Source organism: Maribacter sedimenticola, from assembly GCF_900188415.1.
Taxonomy (GTDB): Bacteria; Bacteroidota; Bacteroidia; order Flavobacteriales; family Flavobacteriaceae; genus Maribacter; species Maribacter sedimenticola.
On the sequence record NZ_FZNV01000002.1, the window covers coordinates 123374 to 139264 of the forward strand.

Annotated in this window: 13 protein-coding genes; 11 read left to right on the forward strand and 2 right to left on the reverse strand. The window is 38.6% G+C overall.

Features of this window, described 5'->3' with window-relative positions; translation table 11 throughout:
• Positions 1 to 55: 55 nt before the first annotated feature.
• Entirely contained in the window at positions 56 to 508 is a 453-nt protein-coding gene (locus CHB68_RS05565; RefSeq protein WP_089259886.1) for a ferritin-like domain-containing protein, read from the reverse strand.
• Between the two features lie 235 nt (positions 509 to 743).
• On the opposite strand from CHB68_RS05565, the gene CHB68_RS18540 reads away from it, so the two are divergent.
• The 7 genes from CHB68_RS18540 (at position 744) to CHB68_RS05595 (ending at position 9568) form a co-directional block, all read left to right on the forward strand.
• Entirely contained in the window at positions 744 to 887 is a 144-nt protein-coding gene (locus CHB68_RS18540) for a hypothetical protein (protein WP_179213150.1), read from the forward strand.
• A 157-nt stretch (positions 888 to 1044) separates the two neighbouring features.
• Positions 1045 to 2271: a TolB-like translocation protein gene (locus CHB68_RS05570; protein ID WP_089259887.1), complete on the forward strand. Its 1227-nt coding sequence runs from the start codon at positions 1045 to 1047 to the stop codon at positions 2269 to 2271.
• A gap of 77 nt (positions 2272 to 2348) precedes the next feature.
• Entirely contained in the window at positions 2349 to 4061 is a 1713-nt protein-coding gene (locus CHB68_RS05575) for a PorP/SprF family type IX secretion system membrane protein (RefSeq protein ID WP_089259888.1), read from the forward strand.
• Positions 4062 to 4703: 642 nt separating this feature from the next.
• Positions 4704 to 5345, forward strand: a complete 642-nt coding sequence (locus tag CHB68_RS05580) for a response regulator transcription factor (RefSeq protein ID WP_089259889.1) — start codon at positions 4704 to 4706, stop codon at positions 5343 to 5345.
• 231 nt (positions 5346 to 5576) lie between these two features.
• Positions 5577 to 7064, forward strand: a complete 1488-nt coding sequence (locus CHB68_RS05585) for a xylulokinase (RefSeq protein ID WP_089259890.1) — start codon at positions 5577 to 5579, stop codon at positions 7062 to 7064.
• Positions 7065 to 7074: 10 nt separating this feature from the next.
• Complete coding sequence (xylA, locus tag CHB68_RS05590) at positions 7075 to 8391, forward strand: xylose isomerase (RefSeq protein WP_394339886.1); 1317 nt, start codon at positions 7075 to 7077, stop codon at positions 8389 to 8391.
• Between the two features lie 160 nt (positions 8392 to 8551).
• Complete coding sequence (locus tag CHB68_RS05595; RefSeq protein ID WP_089259892.1) at positions 8552 to 9568, forward strand: LacI family DNA-binding transcriptional regulator; 1017 nt, start codon at positions 8552 to 8554, stop codon at positions 9566 to 9568.
• Between the two features lies 1 nt (position 9569).
• On the opposite strand, the gene CHB68_RS05600 is transcribed toward CHB68_RS05595, so the two are convergent.
• Complete coding sequence (locus CHB68_RS05600; RefSeq protein WP_089259893.1) at positions 9570 to 10934, reverse strand: Gfo/Idh/MocA family protein; 1365 nt, start codon at positions 10932 to 10934, stop codon at positions 9570 to 9572.
• A gap of 150 nt (positions 10935 to 11084) precedes the next feature.
• On the opposite strand from CHB68_RS05600, the gene CHB68_RS05605 reads away from it, so the two are divergent.
• From CHB68_RS05605 to CHB68_RS05620, 4 genes are all read left to right on the forward strand, one after another.
• Positions 11085 to 12455 carry a sialate O-acetylesterase gene (locus tag CHB68_RS05605; RefSeq protein WP_089259894.1) on the forward strand — a complete coding sequence of 457 codons (1371 nt, stop codon included), beginning with the start codon at positions 11085 to 11087 and terminating at the stop codon, positions 12453 to 12455.
• Positions 12456 to 12587: 132 nt separating this feature from the next.
• The gene (locus tag CHB68_RS05610) at positions 12588 to 14309 is read left to right on the forward strand and encodes a GMC family oxidoreductase (protein ID WP_089259895.1); all 1722 of its coding nucleotides are present in this window, start codon (positions 12588 to 12590) and stop codon (positions 14307 to 14309) included.
• A 3-nt stretch (positions 14310 to 14312) separates the two neighbouring features.
• Entirely contained in the window at positions 14313 to 15035 is a 723-nt protein-coding gene (locus CHB68_RS05615) for a gluconate 2-dehydrogenase subunit 3 family protein (RefSeq protein ID WP_089259896.1), read from the forward strand.
• 13 nt (positions 15036 to 15048) lie between these two features.
• On the forward strand, positions 15049 to 15867 hold the full coding sequence (locus tag CHB68_RS05620) for a sugar phosphate isomerase/epimerase family protein (protein ID WP_245838833.1): 819 nt from the start codon (positions 15049 to 15051) through the stop codon (positions 15865 to 15867).
• Positions 15868 to 15891 lie beyond the last annotated feature (24 nt).

Here is a 15891-nt window from a genome sequence, read left to right on the forward strand (position 1 = left end):
TGCTTATGAAAATAAAAAAGCCCTTGCATTTGCAAGGGCTTTTGTTTGTTTGTTGTTACCTATATTCTTCCAATATTTCAGAAGTTTCCAGGTCGTTCTGCAATTTCTCTTTTTGCGCTCTTATAAGGTCTTTGACTCTGGGAGGTATCATGGTTTCCGCTAAAGCCTTATCGTAATCTTCAATGGCGGCCTTGTCACCTCTAACGGCCTCTTCTAACATGGCCTCGTCATTATCTCCGGAAAAAAATGATTTAACGTCCATCCACGTTCTATGAACGGCTCCTGCAGCACTACCTTTAATTTCAACGCTGCCCAAATCCAGTTCCGGCACTGCGGCCCTTAACTCCCTTAAAAATTGCATACGCTCTACAACCCTGTTCTCAAAATAACTCTTTATACCTACTTGTTCTGCATTTTCAGATGCTTTTTCAAAACCTTTTATGGCATCTTCGTTCTTGGAAACTAAGTCTTTTAAACGATTTTCAATTTTTTCTATATCTGTGTTCATATTATTTTGTTTTATGTAAGGATAATCCTTACGGTTTCATTTCAACTCTAAATTAAATTGAAAAAAGACCTTTAGTTGACCTTAAACAACAAGAGTTTTGCTGTAAGCATTATTTAAGATATGTTTTGCATTCTATCAATAAGTTAGTGGGTTTATGCCTATATTTTAAATGGATAGAGTTAAGCAAACTCTAGTACTAATGGTAATTTGTGATTCACTTAAAAATGAATGAATTATGGGATTATCACCTTTGTTCGGAGTTGCTAAACTTCTAGTACGTAGTAGAAAATTAAAGATTGCCGCAGTAGGTTTACAGTTGGCCTATTTAGGATATAAATATGTATCGGATAAAAAGAAAAAGAAAAAAATTAATTCATAGGGGCTGTAAATTTTAAAAAGTAATTGATTATCAATGACTTAAGTTGGTTTATGAATGAATTGGTTCATATATTTTAAAAAAACCTATGAATTTTTATTAAGAACGTATTGAATTTGTTATTGGAACTTTGGGGTATTAACCCCCAAAATCTACAATCATGAACAATTCAATTAAATGTGGCCTTTTGCTTGCTTGCATGGCTACAGTGGGTTATGGTCAAAATTTGGCCATGAATCAAGAACCCACCAAATTTCAACAACGTAAGGTTTCGGAAATTTCCAAACGTACTGAGAACTATAATAAGTTAAAAGCGCTTGGTTATGAAGATGAAGAAATTTTTGAAGACCTTGGTAATGCCAATTTTCTTTCTAAAAAATACGAAAATGCACTGTATTGGTATGGTAGGCTAATTGAGGTTTCAGAAGATGGAACCTTAAGTAAAAGCTATCAGAAGAGATACGACCATGCCGTATCCCAATTGGGTAAAAAAGTCCAGAATGAAATCAGTGATGAAAACTGGACGGAACTGGTAAAGGATGACTACAAAATGACCCATTATGTGGCACCTACAGAACTATCTTCCAATAATAGGTCCAATTTTTTGCCTTGGAACACCACTTCTTCCAATGCAGAAATGGTATCAACCGGAACCAATGTTGTTCAGCTAAACGGTGAGTATGCACCACCCGTAGCATTGACCAATGGCGGTAACACGGCTTATTTCAGTAAGGCAACCTATCGTAAGCCTGTTACAGGACTTTTTTCGAAAAAAAGAAAGGTACATAAAATCTACAAGGCCGATAAGATAGCGGGCGAATGGAAAAAAATCACCGAGGTGGCCGTATGCCCTTCGGACTATTCCGCAAAACACCCTGCCGTATCTCCAGATGGTAATCGTTTATTTTTCGCTTCCAATATGCCGGGCAGTTTTGGGGCATATGATATATATGTGGCCACCATTCATAAGAATGGAAACCTGGGCATGGCAAAAAATCTTGGAACAAAGGTAAATACCATCAAAGATGATATGCATCCTAATCCACTTTCCAACAATCAATTGGTTTTTGCATCAGAAGGCCATGAAGGCTTTGGAGGTCTAGATGTTTACCTTGTTGAGGTAGGGGAAAGAAATGTGGGCCTTGCCGTAAATATGGGAGAAAACATTAATAGCGCATATGATGAGTATTCTGTAAACATGTTGCAAAAAGATGGTTCCGGATTTGTAGTCTCCAATAGGGGTTCTACTACTGGAATAGGGCATCACATAGCATTTAACCTTAATGATAAGCCGGCTAGTGAAAAAGATAGGGATTATCGTTTTTTAGAAGCATTTAATACAGATAAACAAATGCAGTATTCAAGTTCTGTATTTGATGATGAATAATCTCCCCCAATTATTCATTGAAATAGTTCCCCCCAAACCCCAGACAAAATAAATCTTTAATCATAAAATCATACGTTATGGAAAGTCCATTAAAAATCAATAGTTTTCTTATTGCTTTGTTCCTGTTGGCTCTGATCCAGACTGTAAAAAGCCAGGAGACCAATGCCAATCTTGGGTCCAGTAGTACGTACCACAATCAATTATATTTCAATAGGTTCTTTATTAACCCTACTTATTCCTTGGTACGAGAGAATAAATCGTATTTAAATATTCTTCATAGAAACCAATATGCCACGTTCGATGATAATAGCCAAAATTATTTCTTAGGCTTCAGTAACAAGCTAAGTGATCAAACAGCCGTAGGTATAGGAGTATATAGCCAATGGGCCGGTGTGGTCCAGGAATTTGGTTTCAATGCCAACTATGCCACCTCTGTACGTTTGGCCGATAAATCCGTATTAACGTTCGGTACCAATATCACCTATTTTAATCAAGGGTTGGATAAAAATAGAATTGTGATCAGTGAAGAAGATCCAGAACTTTCAGAGGCCAGAAAGGAAAGTAAAATAGCTGTTCAACCAGGTATCAATCTATCATTGGGCAAATTTGATTTTGGCCTGTACGCTGAGGATTTGTTGAAATATAACCAAACAACCAATGAGTTTTTAACAGAATTCTCCACAAAAAGTGTCAAGGCATCTATGCAGTATACCCATGACTTTAAAAATTCTAGAGGGCTATTTGAAAATGCCCGTTTTATGCCCATGGTGCAGGTAGGACAAAATTATGACAGTAGTCTGTATTACTTTGGTTCATTATTGTTGGATATGCCAAATTATGGATGGATTCAAACTACTTATGATCGGGATTATGGTATATCTGCAGGTCTTGGGTTTAATCTAAGCGAGAAAATGTCGTTGGGATATTTAATGGAAAAAGATATTGCAAAGCAAGACGCCAATTTGGGTTGGAACCATGAAATAACATTGGCCTATACGTTTAAGGATGATGATTTGGGCATTACCGTTGCGGATAATAGTACAGATAATCAAATAGATAATATTGTGCGAAACTACGAAGAACAAATAGCCCACCTTATAGAGGAACGGGACAATGCCAGAACATCTAGCAAAGCCAAAAATGTGGAAAAAGAATTGGAAACAAGCAATGCCAAGGAGATGTATAGTGCAAGTGCAACAGATTTGGCCTACCAGAATAAAATGGTCTTGGATGAGCTGATCATGAGGCAGGATTCTATTGAAGAAGTAAGAATTGCAGCTTTCGAAGAAAGGTTCAATCTTATTGTTAGGATGTTAAGAAATGATATAGACACCACCATCAAGAATTCGTTACAAGACTACAGTGCAGAGGAAACCACTGCTTATGTAGCCAATGAAATACCTAAGAAAGATAAATCGGTAATTGCAAATACAAATAGCAGAAGGGCCAATTTCAAGGAACTGCCCGTAAAGATGATGGTAGATTCAGATGTTATAGGAATGAATTCCGGATATTATGTAATTGCCAATGTATACAGCCAAACAAAATATTTAAATGCTTTTATGAAAGAGTTAAGGTCAAAAGGCTTGGATCCAAAACAATTTTATAATAAGGAAAACGGACTTTACTATGTATACTTGGCAGATTATGATTATAAGAATGAGGCCCAAATGGCCGCAAGTACAAATTTAAACGGTAAGTATAATGATGAAAAATGGATAATGCAGGTGAATGAAACCACTGCTACAGTATCCAACACGTTTGAAGACGATGATATGAGTATTGAATAGTATGATTTAGATAACGGGGATTTATGATTGATTTAAATTGTCAATAAAAGGAGGGGTGTTGTCCGGGGGGATAACGGGTGCCCCTCCTTTTTTTTCTTATTGATTGAACATAATTTTTCTTTTTTTGGAAAGTAAAATATCGATGAACGGTAGCATTTTTCTTCAAAACATTGCATTTGAACGAAAATTCCTATGATTTTAACGATTTTATAACTTTTAACATTATATTTCTCGAACCAAATTAATTGTAAACATTGTTTAATCCCAAATCCCCCCAAAACCATGAAAAACAATTACCTACTATTTTTAAGCGATCTCATTCATCGTAATTTTTCAATTTCTGGATTCCTTTCAGAAATCATTTTCCTAAAAAGTTATTTGCGTTTTAATTCATTCAATTTTACATCTAGACAGGTCACTAGCTAGATTTTAAATTGTAACCGGAATTTAAACTACTACTTCAGTACAGAATTTTTATAGGACAATTTTATGCCTTTTCAATACAATATCCTTTTACAGGGTATAAGTGTATAATGGTAGATTTTGTAAAAATTTCAAGTACGTATTTGGATTCCTAATTGTATTTAAAACAAAACTTTTGTTGTGCGGCTCCCGGCATAACAGTATTAAATATTGGAAAAAATGAAAAATACCAAGACTCGAATAATAATTTTAGAAAGAGATAGCTCAATGCACATAGTTTATAAAAACCATTTTGATGCATTGGAAGATTATGAACTAGTTGGAAGTTATACTTCTGCCAACCTAGCCTTAAAGGATTTTAAGCATACTAGGCCACAAATAGTGTTATCTGAAATTGACCTGGATGATGTTAATGGTATAGATGCCATTAAATTATTTAGAAAAAAGAACTGGGGTATCAATATTATTATGTTCAGTGAAATCAATGATTTTGAAGTTATTAAAAAAGCCTTTAAAAAAGGGGCCAACGGATATTTGACCAAACCATTGACCTTGGACAAACTTGAGCATGCCTTAAGCAGTATAGAAAAGGAAGGTGCTGCTATGAGCAATGATATCGTAAAAAAGTTTATAAGCAATTTCCATAAAAGAACGTTTGCTTTCTTTTCTGAACGTGAAAACCAGATAGTAGATTTTCTATGTCAAGGCGCAACGTATAAAATGATAGCTGAAAAACTGTTCGTGACACCCAGCGCGGTCAATTTTCATATCCAGAACATTTATCTTAAACTAGATGTAAATTCCAAGTCAGAGGCACTTACCAAATTGGAACGGTTACAAAACCAATTGGAGGAATATTAGTAGATTGCAATTATACTAGGATAGCCTTTTACGAAAACCCTTTCGATAATTTTCGAACAGTAAAATATCCTATAATAAATTGATTTTCAATTTGTTATAGGATATTTTTATTTTTTTTACCTACAGTATATAGCGCTCTACTATTTATTTTCGTGGCAATAAACATGTTGTGGGCGTATAGTCGTTATTTTTGGTTTAACTTAATAAAGCTAAAATCAACTCACAACAAATATGTATCATCTAGGACTAGATATAGGAAGTTCATCAATAAAGATTGCCTTAGTTGAAGCCTCAACAGGTAAAAGTATTGGTGTAGTTACGGAACCGGAGACAGAAATGTCCATGCAGGCGGTTAAAAATGGTTGGGCAGAGCAAAGCCCGGAAGATTGGTGGGGGTATGTATGTAGTGGCATAAAACGCTTATGTAATGAATACCATATTAATGCAACGGGGATTACCGGTATTGGCATTTCTTATCAAATGCACGGATTGGTCCTAATAGATAAGGATGGTGTTCCGTTACGCAAATCAATTATTTGGTGCGATAGTAGGGCAGTTGAAATTGGCGAAAAAGCCTATGAAGAAATTGGACCGGAAGTATGCGATACCCACTTGTTGAATTCTCCTGCAAACTTTACCGCTTCTAAATTAAAGTGGGTAAAAGAAAATGAACCTGAGGTATACGCTAAAATTCACAAGATCATGCTGCCTGGGGATTATATTGCTTATAAATTTTCGGGAGTGGTAAATACAACTGTATCAGGGTTGTCAGAGGGTATTTTATGGGATTTTAAAAATGATGCCGTTGCCCAACTATTGTTAGATCATTATGGTTTGGAAAAAGAACTGATTCCTGATATTGTAGATACATTTTCGGTACAATCCAACGTAAACGAGAAGGGCTCAACGGAAAGTGGCATTAAGATTGGCACACCTATATTGTACAGGGCCGGTGATCAACCCAATAATGCATTGACCTTAAATGTTTTTAAACCGGGTGAAGTGGCGGCTACTGGTGGTACATCTGGTGTAGTTTATGCGGTTACGGATAATTTGTCGGTCAAGGAAAGTTCTAGGGTAAATAATTTTGCGCATGTCAACTATACCCCGGGGCAACCTGCAAGAATTGGTAAATTATTATGTATTAATGGTGCTGGAATACAATACCGTTGGCTATTGAACAACCTGAATGTAGCATCCTATGATGAAATGAACACCCTTGCCAATGAAGTACCGATCGGTTCTGATGGTATTGCGCTAATACCCTTTGGTAACGGAGCGGAAAGAATGCTTAAAAATCAGGATATTGGAACAAGGATCGTAAACCTGAACTTGAACAATCATGGCAAAGGACATTTATGTAGGGCGGCATTGGAAGGTATTGCTTTCTCTTTTGTTTACGGCATGGAAATCATGAAATCAGACGGTATAAAAGTCAATGTCATGCGTGCAGGAAACGATAACCTTTTTAGGTCGGAAATATTTTCTTCCACCGTGGCAACGCTAATAGGGTACGATATTGAAATTTATAATACAACCGGTGCAATTGGTGCGGCCAGGGCCGCTAATTTGCACAGGGGAGATTTTGAGGCGTACGGCAAGGCAATTTTAGAGAATGATTATGTTATGACCTTTAGTCCCAAAATGGACAAAACGGGGTATGAAAAAGCATATGCCGCATGGAAAAATGAATTGGAATTAATCTTAAACAACAAATAAAATCAACATAATGGCAAACAAGGAATATTTTAAAGGAATTGATAAAATCAAGTTTGAAGGAAAGGAATCCGATAATCCATTGGCTTTCAAATACTATAACCCAGAGCAAGTAGTGGCCGGTAAGACCATGAGAGAGCATTTTAAGTTCTCTACCGCTTATTGGCATACGTTCTGTGGTCAGGGTTCGGACCCATTTGGTCCTGGTACCCAAAATTTTGAATGGGATAAATCATCCGATCCCATACAAGCGGCAAAGGATAAGGCCGATGCGGCATTTGAATTTTTTGAAAAAATTGGCTTTGATTACTATTGCTTTCATGATTTTGATTTAATACAGGAAGCACCCACATTTGCGGAATCTGAAAAGAGATTGGCCACTATAACAGATTATGTAAAGGAGAAGCAAAAGGCGTCTGGGAAAAAATTATTATGGGGAACGGCAAACTGTTTTTCTAATCCAAGATACATGAACGGTGCAGCGACCAATCCAGATTTTAATGTACTGGCCAGGGCCGGTGGCCAAATTAAGTTGGCGTTAGATGCAACCATTGCCCTAGGTGGTGAAAATTATGTGTTCTGGGGAGGTCGTGAAGGATACATGTCCTTGTTGAACACAGACTTGGGCCGTGAACTGGACCACATGGGTCAATTTTTGGCCATGGCAAGGGATTATGCTAGATCACAAGGGTTTAAAGGTAATTTCTTTATTGAGCCCAAGCCAATGGAGCCAATGAAACATCAGTATGATTTTGATTCTGCTACGGCTATTGGTTTCTTAAAGGAGTATGGTCTTGATAAGGACTTTAAAATGAATATAGAGGTCAATCATGCAACTCTGGCCCAGCATACTTTTCAACATGAATTGGCCGTTGCCGCCAAAGCGGGCATGTTAGGTAGTTTGGATGCGAACAGAGGAGATTACCAAAACGGGTGGGATACGGACCAGTTCCCTAACAATATCCAAGAAACCACAGAAGCCATGTTGGTATTTTTGGCCGCAGGTGGCTTACAAGGTGGTGGCGTAAACTTTGATGCCAAGATCAGAAGAAACAGTACCGATCTAGAAGATGTGTTCTTGGCACATATTGGCGGTGCGGATACCTTTGCCAGGGCATTATTGACTGCGGATAAAATCATTTCTTCATCGGCCTACAATGCGTTACGTGAAAAAAGATATAGTTCCTTTGATGCCGGAAAAGGAAAAGATTTCGAAAATGGCAAATTGGACTTCATGGATCTTTATGAAATTGCAAAGGAAAATGGTGAGTTGACCTTGCAAAGCGGTAAGCAAGAATTATTTGAAAATATCATCAACCAATATATATAATTCATCGATCCCTTATACCGGCATTTAATATGTTGGTTTAGGGATTGTAAAAGCTTAATGTAATAGCGATCTGTCCCTTGGTATTCCTTTGGGACAGTTTGCTTTTTATATATAAAAGGTTTGCTAAGTTTGTAATGGGTACGTTTTAATCAATAAACGCATGAAGAAAGTTACTTTAAAGGACATTGCTGGGCATTTTAAGGTTTCTATCTCAACAGTTTCCAAAGCTGTGAACGATAGCCATGAAATCAGTGCTGATTTAAAGGCGAAAATTCAGGAATATGCAAAAGCCAAGCATTACAAGCCAAACAGGCTGGCCCTAAACCTTTTAAATAGAAGTACCAAGACCATAGGTGTCGTAGTACCCAATATCCTTAATTATTTTTTTGTTCAAGTATTGTACGGTATTGAAAAAGTAGCCAATGAGAACGGGTATAATATTATTAGCTGTATAAGCGATGAATCCAGTGAAAAAGAGAGTAAAACCTTGGAGTTTTTTGATTCTGGCACCGTTGATGGATTGATTATATCCCTTGCAGAGGAAACGCAAAATGAAAATAAGCATGATGCCCTTATAGATATTATAAACAATGACATACCTGTTGTTTTGTTCGATAGGGTTGCAGATGCTTTGGAATGTGATAAGGTGGTAGTAGATGATTTTGAGGCTGGTTATAAAACGACCAAGCACTTGATCAATGTGGGCTGTACCAATATAGCGGTCGTTAACCCAACGGGAAGTTCAAGTGTAGGGAAATTAAGGTTACTGGGTTATAAGAAGGCATTAGAGGAATTTAAGATTCCGTTCGATGCCAAATTGGTCATGAACCTTACGCCCAAGGACGACCTTGATCTGCTAATGTCCTTTCTTTTAAATTATAAAACAATAGAGGGTATTATTGGCTTTGATGAGATTACTGCTGTAAAAGTATTGGAAATTGTAAAGGCTAGGGGGTATAATGTGCCCAATGATATTTCTATAATTGGGTTTACCAATGGGCAATTGTCCAAGTATGTAACTCCGTCGTTGACCATGGTTAGCCAACATGGAAAGTATATTGGTGAACTTACCGCCAAACTCTTGATCAATAGAATACAAAATCCGGGACTGCCTTATGAGACTAAAACGGTAAAGACCAGCTTATTGGTAAGGGGCTCAACCAAAAAAATGCAATAGTCTAAATGGTATCTGGGTGTGGGTGTACCCAATTTCCCCTGTAGGTACGTTGCAATAGGTCAGTTGCTTTCCGATCATTAACAACCATTCTGCTCTTGGGGTCGTATACCAATGGCCTTTTTAGGTCCATTGACAGATTGGCCAATATGCAACTGGCAGAGGAGATGTGTCCTTCCTCAATATCCGCAATAGGTTTTGTGCCATTTTGTATGGCATTTAAAAAATTGAGCATATGTCTTCTGGTTGCCGGTGCTGCATGTAGTTCTATGTCTTTTTCATTAAGGTCTTCAGGATAGGCCTCTCGCTCATAAAGTACCTCGAATTTTATTGGGGCATCACCGTTTGCAGGAACAAATTCCGCCTTCATGACATCGGCTTTGAGCATACCTTTTTCTCCATAAATTTTAAAGGCCCAAGGGTATTCCGGATCAGCGGCATTTCCCCACGTACGGTGCTGCCAGTTGCAATTGAAATTATCGTATTCAAATACTGCAGATTGGGTATCGGAAATAGTTGACTTACCATTTTTTTGAACAAAAATTCCACCTTCGGAACTTATGCGTTTGGGCCACCCTAAATTCAACATCCACCTAACGGTATCCAGCATATGAACACACATATCCCCGGTTATACCATTTCCATACTCCCTAAATGTTCGCCACCACCTTCTATGCGGTAACCCGTCATAGGGCCGCATAGGGGCCGGACCCGTCCACATTTCATAATCCAAACGATCAGGTACCGGTTGTTCGGGCGGATTGTCATTGGCACGCATATGGTAATAGCAGCACATATCTACATGGCCAATAGTACCAAGTAATCCTGTATCTATAATTTCTTTTTTGACCGATATTAAATGGGGCGTGCTCTTTCGTTGTGTGCCAACCTGTACTACTTTATTATATTTTCTTGCCGCGGCAATCATGGCCTCACCTTCTATAACATCTACGCTGGTGGGTTTTTGAACGTATACATGAGCGCCAGATTGTAGTGCCGCTATGCACATAAGCGCATGCCAATGATCCGGTGTGCCAATGAGCACGATATCAAAATCCATGGTATCCAGCATTTTCCTGTAATCTATGAACAATCTTGGTCTTTTACCGTTTTTCTGTCTCTGGGCCACTAAGTTTGCGGTATTGTTTAGAAAAACCGAATCTACATCACAAAGCGCAGTGACCTCCACATTGGCTACTTGTATAAGTCGCAATAAATCACTTGTGCCATACCAGCCGGTACCGATCAAAGCAACTTTTTTAGGCTGCTCGTCCTTAAAGAATTCAAATCCATATGTGCTTAAGGAAGATAGGAGGAGAGAGGCAGAAGCGGCTTTTAAAAAATGTCGTCTATGAAGGGTATTGGGCATAATGTTCAATTTTTAATCAGGGATATGTATTAATAAATTATTTCATCGTAATGAAATTAGCAATAAAAAGGAAGTGTAAATTAATTATTTATTAAAAAATAGGTTGAATAATTGCTTATATTTAAATCTGTTAACACTTCTATCTTTAAAATGCGATTTTATTTATTATTGATTTTCATTTGTTCAACGGCTATTGTCAAAGCGGAAATTACCTTACCCAATATTTTCTCGGACAAAATGGTGCTTCAACGAGAAGCGGAAGTATTACTGTATGGTTGGGCAGACCCCAACGAGGAATTTGAAATTTATACGGGTTGGAACGATAAGACGGTAGCTGTAAAGACCGGGAATAATGCAAAATGGCAGGTAACCGTGCAAACACCTGAAGCAGGTGGGCCGTATTCCATTAAGTTTACCGGAAAAGGAAATGAAATTATTTTTACGCAAGTTTTGATCGGGGAAGTCTGGCTTTGCTCAGGACAAAGCAATATGGAGTGGAGTGCCAACAGTACAATAGACAATAAGGAATTTGAAATTGCCAATGCGAACAATGATTTAATACGATTGTTTACCGTGCAAAAAAGAACGGCACTTCATCCACTGGAAGATGTAGAGGGAACGTGGGAAGCCTGTACATCGGAAACCATGCCCGATTTTAGTGCAGTAGCCTATTTTTTTGCTAAGAAAGTGGCAACGGAGTTAAACGTACCCATTGGCTTGGTCGATGCTTCCTGGGGAGCATCCTGTGCCGAAGTGTGGACACCGGAAAATGTCTTTGAATCTTTTCCGGAATTAGCTAATGCGCATAAAGCCATAAAACCCAATAAATGGGTTACCATTGAACCGTCTGTGTTATATAATGCAATGATTGCCCCACTTACCAATTTTAAGATTTCTGGGGTTCTATGGTATCAAGGAGAATCCAACACGGCCAACGCATCATCGTACCAAAATCTTTTTACCCATATGATTACTTCATGGAGGACGGCATGGCAATATGATTTTCCATTTTATTATGTACAAATAGCTCCGTTTAAATATGGAGGAACGTATGAAGGAGGTATTGTCAGGGACCAACAGCGCAGAACGTTGTCCTTAAAGAATACCGGCATGGCCATGACAAGTGATATTTGCACTGTTGATGATATTCACCCCCAAAACAAGCAAGATGTGGGATTGCGACTTGCCAATATCGCCCTAAAATATCATTTTAATGCTTTTGACGGGGAAGTTAATGGTCCGTTGTATGATATGGTTAAAGTCCAGGGGAATGCCATAGAAGTATCTTTTCATAATGATGAAGGAATGTATGTCAAGGGTAAGCAAATAGACCATTTTGAAATTAGTGGAGAGAATGGGGTTTGGTATCCTGCTAAGGCAAGTTTAAAGAAAGGAGTGGTGCGTGTAAGTGCCAAGGAAGTGAAATTACCGGTGCATGTGCGTTATGCTTGGAAAAGTACGGCTATAGGTAATCTATTTAATGCGGCGGGCTTGCCCGCTTCTACATTTACCAGCGAATAATATCCGGATAAATAGGTTTCGATAGCACTATAAAAGCAGACGCCTGTAGAACATATTAGGTTATTCAGCTAAAAACATATTTATAATTTTTTATTAATATTTACATTGTATGCTCGAACAAATAGAAAGATTATGCAGATAAAAGAATCCTCAGAAATTTATGATGTCATCATAGTCGGTTCAGGAGCCGGTGGTGGTATGGCAACAAAACAGTTGGCAGATGCCGGCCTTAATATTGCCGTTGTAGAGGCAGGGCCATTTTTTGATCCTGCGGACCCAAAGACCATGACCCAGTTAAAACAACCTTATGATTCCCCAAGAAGGGGTGCGGGAACCACCCGTGCATTTGGAGAATGGGATATGTCCTGGGGGGATTGGGAAGTTGAGGGAGAACCATATACCCATGCAGAAGGTACCGAGTTTAAATGGTGGCGGGCGCGAATGCTAGGTGGTAGAACCAACCACTGGGGACGAATATCCTTGAGATTTGGACCTAAGGATTTTAAAGGAAAAACAAGGGATGGTCATGGAGATGATTGGCCTATTGGCTATGAGGACGTAAAACCCTATTATGATAAATTGGACAAACTTATTGGGGTTTTTGGAACCAATGAAGGAAGGGAAAACGATCCTGACGGATTTTTCCTGCCTCCTCCAAAACCAAGATTGCATGAGCTTTTCTATATTAACGGAGCAAAAAAATCTAACATACCGGTTATACCGGGTAGGCTTTCAATGTTGACCAAACGTATCAATGAAGATCGTGGGGTCTGTTTTTATTGTGGCCAATGTGGTAGGTCTTGCCAAATTTATGCGGATTTTTCCGCAGGTAGCTGTTTAATCTTTCCTGCCCAAAAAAGTGGTGGTCAAGTAAAATTGTTCGTAAATGCCATGGTACGTGAAATAACGACAAATGAAGAAGGTAAGGCTACCGGGGTTTCCTATATCAACAAAGAGGACAGAAAAGAGTATAAATTAAGGGGCAAGGTAGTGGTTTTGGCCGCATCTGCTTGTAGCTCAGCACGTATACTTTTAAATTCAAAGAGTAAACAACACCCTAATGGACTAGGAAACAGTAGTAACCTTGTGGGAAGATACCTGCATGATTCTACCGGAGCTAGTGCCGCTGGGGTAATACCAGGTCTAATGAACCGTAAAACATCATATAATGAAGATGGTGTTGGGGGTATGCACGTTTACTCACCCTGGTGGGGAGATAATTCAAAATTGGATTTCCCTAGAGGATACCATATAGAAGTTTGGGGCGGTATGAGTCAGCCTAATTACGGGTTTGGTTGGGACCCAAATGCATTGAATAAATATTTTGGATTAAAGTCTGGAGGATATGGCGATAGTTTACGGGACGATGTCAAGAAATACTATGGTTCTGTCATAGGTTTTGGTGGTCGTGGAGAAGGCTTGGCCAGCTATGATAATTATTGTGAGATAGATCCAACTACTGTTGATCAATACGGTATCCCCGTACTGAAGTTCAATTATAAATGGTCTCAGTATGAAAGAAACCAGGCCAAACATATGCATGATACCTTTGAAGAAATCATACATAACATGGGCGGACATTATTTAGGGGAAAAACCCGGTAAAGACCAAGATTATGGATTGCATAAACCAGGTGAGATTATTCATGAAGTTGGTACGACAAGAATGGGAGATGACCCAAAAACATCGGTTACGAACAAGTTTCAGCAATTGCACGATGTAGATAACGTTTTTATAGTGGATGCAGGGGTATTTGTATCACAAGCGGACAAGAACTGTACCTGGACCATTATGGCACTTTCATGGAGGGCATCTGATTATATCATAGAACAGTTAAAGGCACAAAATATTTAGAAGATGGATAGAAGAAAAAGTTTACAAACCCTAATACTTGGTGGTGCCGCTGCGGGTACCGGATTGGTGTTCAATTCCTGTAAGACTGAAAATGGCGAGTCTATAGACGAAACCATCACTACCAGTACCGAAAAATATTTTGGAAGAACCCCCGCCGAATTGGAGCGTATAGAAAAATTGAATGCAGAACAATTGTTCAATGAGCATGAAATGGAAACTATAGCTGCGTTGGCAGTAGTAATTCTTCCACCTAAAGAACCCCATGGCGGACCAATAGAGGCAGGAGTACCGGAACTTGTTGAATTTATGGGCAAGGATATTCCTGAAATGGCTCCTACACTTCTTGGTGGACTAATGTGGTTAGATCATAAAAGTAATACGGAATTTGGAACCGAATTTAAATCGGCGACCTTGGAACAGAAAAAACAGATTTGTGATGAGATCTGTTGGCATGATACGGAAAAGCCATTGAGTGAACAACCTTTGGAAATTCAGTTTTTTTACACCATGAGAGGCCTTACGGTAACTGGTTATTATACTTCTGAAGTAGGTATTGCAGATTTGGGTTATAAAGGGAATACCCCTAATGTGTGGGATGGCGTTCCGCAAGATGTTCTAGATCAGCACGGTGTTGCCTATGATCCGGAATGGATAGCCAAGTGTGTGGACCAAAGCAAGAGAAATGTCATTGCTGAATGGGATGACGAAGGCAATTTACTTACATAAACGGATTATGAGGATGAAAAAAATAATCATTGCAGCCTTATTTATCGGAAGCGGATATTTGGCACAGGCCCAAGAAGTGGGACTTCAACTATATAGTCTTAGGAATCAGTTTAAGGTTGATGTAGCCAATACACTGGGGTTGATCAATGAGTGGGGTATTACTAAAATTGAAGGCGGTGGAACGTATGACATGCCTTTAGAGGAGTTTAAGGCCTTGCTTGCAGAGAATAAACTGGAGATGGTTAGTGTAGGAGCCAGTTTTGAAGACCTTGAAAATAATGTGGGCAAAGTCATTAAGGATGCCAAGGATTTTGGCGCAAAATATGTAATGTGCGCTTGGGTGCCGCATGAAGGTAATAAATGGGCTTTGGAAGAAACCAAACATGCCAGTGAAGTATTCAACAAAGCAGGTAAGAAGCTTCAGGAAAGTGGACTTATTTTGGTTTATCATCCGCATGGCTACGAATTTAGACCTTATAGAAAAGGAACTTTGTTTGATTATATGGTAAGGAATGCAACCAATTATACATTTGAGCTAGATGTATTCTGGGCACAACATGGCGGTGAGGACCCTTTGGCATTAATGAAAAAATATCCTAGTAAGATTACATTGCTACATTTAAAGGATATGGAAAAAGGTGTTGAGGGTAATGATACAGGGCATGAAGATGATGAAACCAATGTAGTCCTGGGTACAGGGCAAATAGATATTGCAGGTATTGTTGCCGAAGCAAAGAAATTGGGTATAGAATATATGTTTATTGAAGATGAATCTACAAATGTGGTATCTCAGGTACCGCAAAGCTTAACGTATTTAAAATCGCTGGAATAGCCTCAAGGATATAGTAGACATAAA

Coding starts and splice junctions, on each gene's coding strand:
- CHB68_RS05565 (WP_089259886.1), bottom strand. CDS start 508: ATGAACACAGATATAGAAAAAATTGAAAATCGTTTAAAAGACTTAGTT.
- CHB68_RS05575 (WP_089259888.1), top strand. CDS start 2,349: ATGGAAAGTCCATTAAAAATCAATAGTTTTCTTATTGCTTTGTTCCTG.
- CHB68_RS05595 (WP_089259892.1), top strand. CDS start 8,552: ATGAAGAAAGTTACTTTAAAGGACATTGCTGGGCATTTTAAGGTTTCT.
- CHB68_RS18540 (WP_179213150.1), top strand. CDS start 744: ATGGGATTATCACCTTTGTTCGGAGTTGCTAAACTTCTAGTACGTAGT.
- CHB68_RS05580 (WP_089259889.1), top strand. CDS start 4,704: ATGAAAAATACCAAGACTCGAATAATAATTTTAGAAAGAGATAGCTCA.
- xylA (WP_394339886.1), top strand. CDS start 7,075: ATGGCAAACAAGGAATATTTTAAAGGAATTGATAAAATCAAGTTTGAA.
- CHB68_RS05585 (WP_089259890.1), top strand. CDS start 5,577: ATGTATCATCTAGGACTAGATATAGGAAGTTCATCAATAAAGATTGCC.
- CHB68_RS05570 (WP_089259887.1), top strand. CDS start 1,045: ATGAACAATTCAATTAAATGTGGCCTTTTGCTTGCTTGCATGGCTACA.
- CHB68_RS05600 (WP_089259893.1), bottom strand. CDS start 10,934: ATGCCCAATACCCTTCATAGACGACATTTTTTAAAAGCCGCTTCTGCC.
- CHB68_RS05610 (WP_089259895.1), top strand. CDS start 12,588: ATGCAGATAAAAGAATCCTCAGAAATTTATGATGTCATCATAGTCGGT.
- CHB68_RS05615 (WP_089259896.1), top strand. CDS start 14,313: ATGGATAGAAGAAAAAGTTTACAAACCCTAATACTTGGTGGTGCCGCT.
- CHB68_RS05620 (WP_245838833.1), top strand. CDS start 15,049: ATGAAAAAAATAATCATTGCAGCCTTATTTATCGGAAGCGGATATTTG.
- CHB68_RS05605 (WP_089259894.1), top strand. CDS start 11,085: ATGCGATTTTATTTATTATTGATTTTCATTTGTTCAACGGCTATTGTC.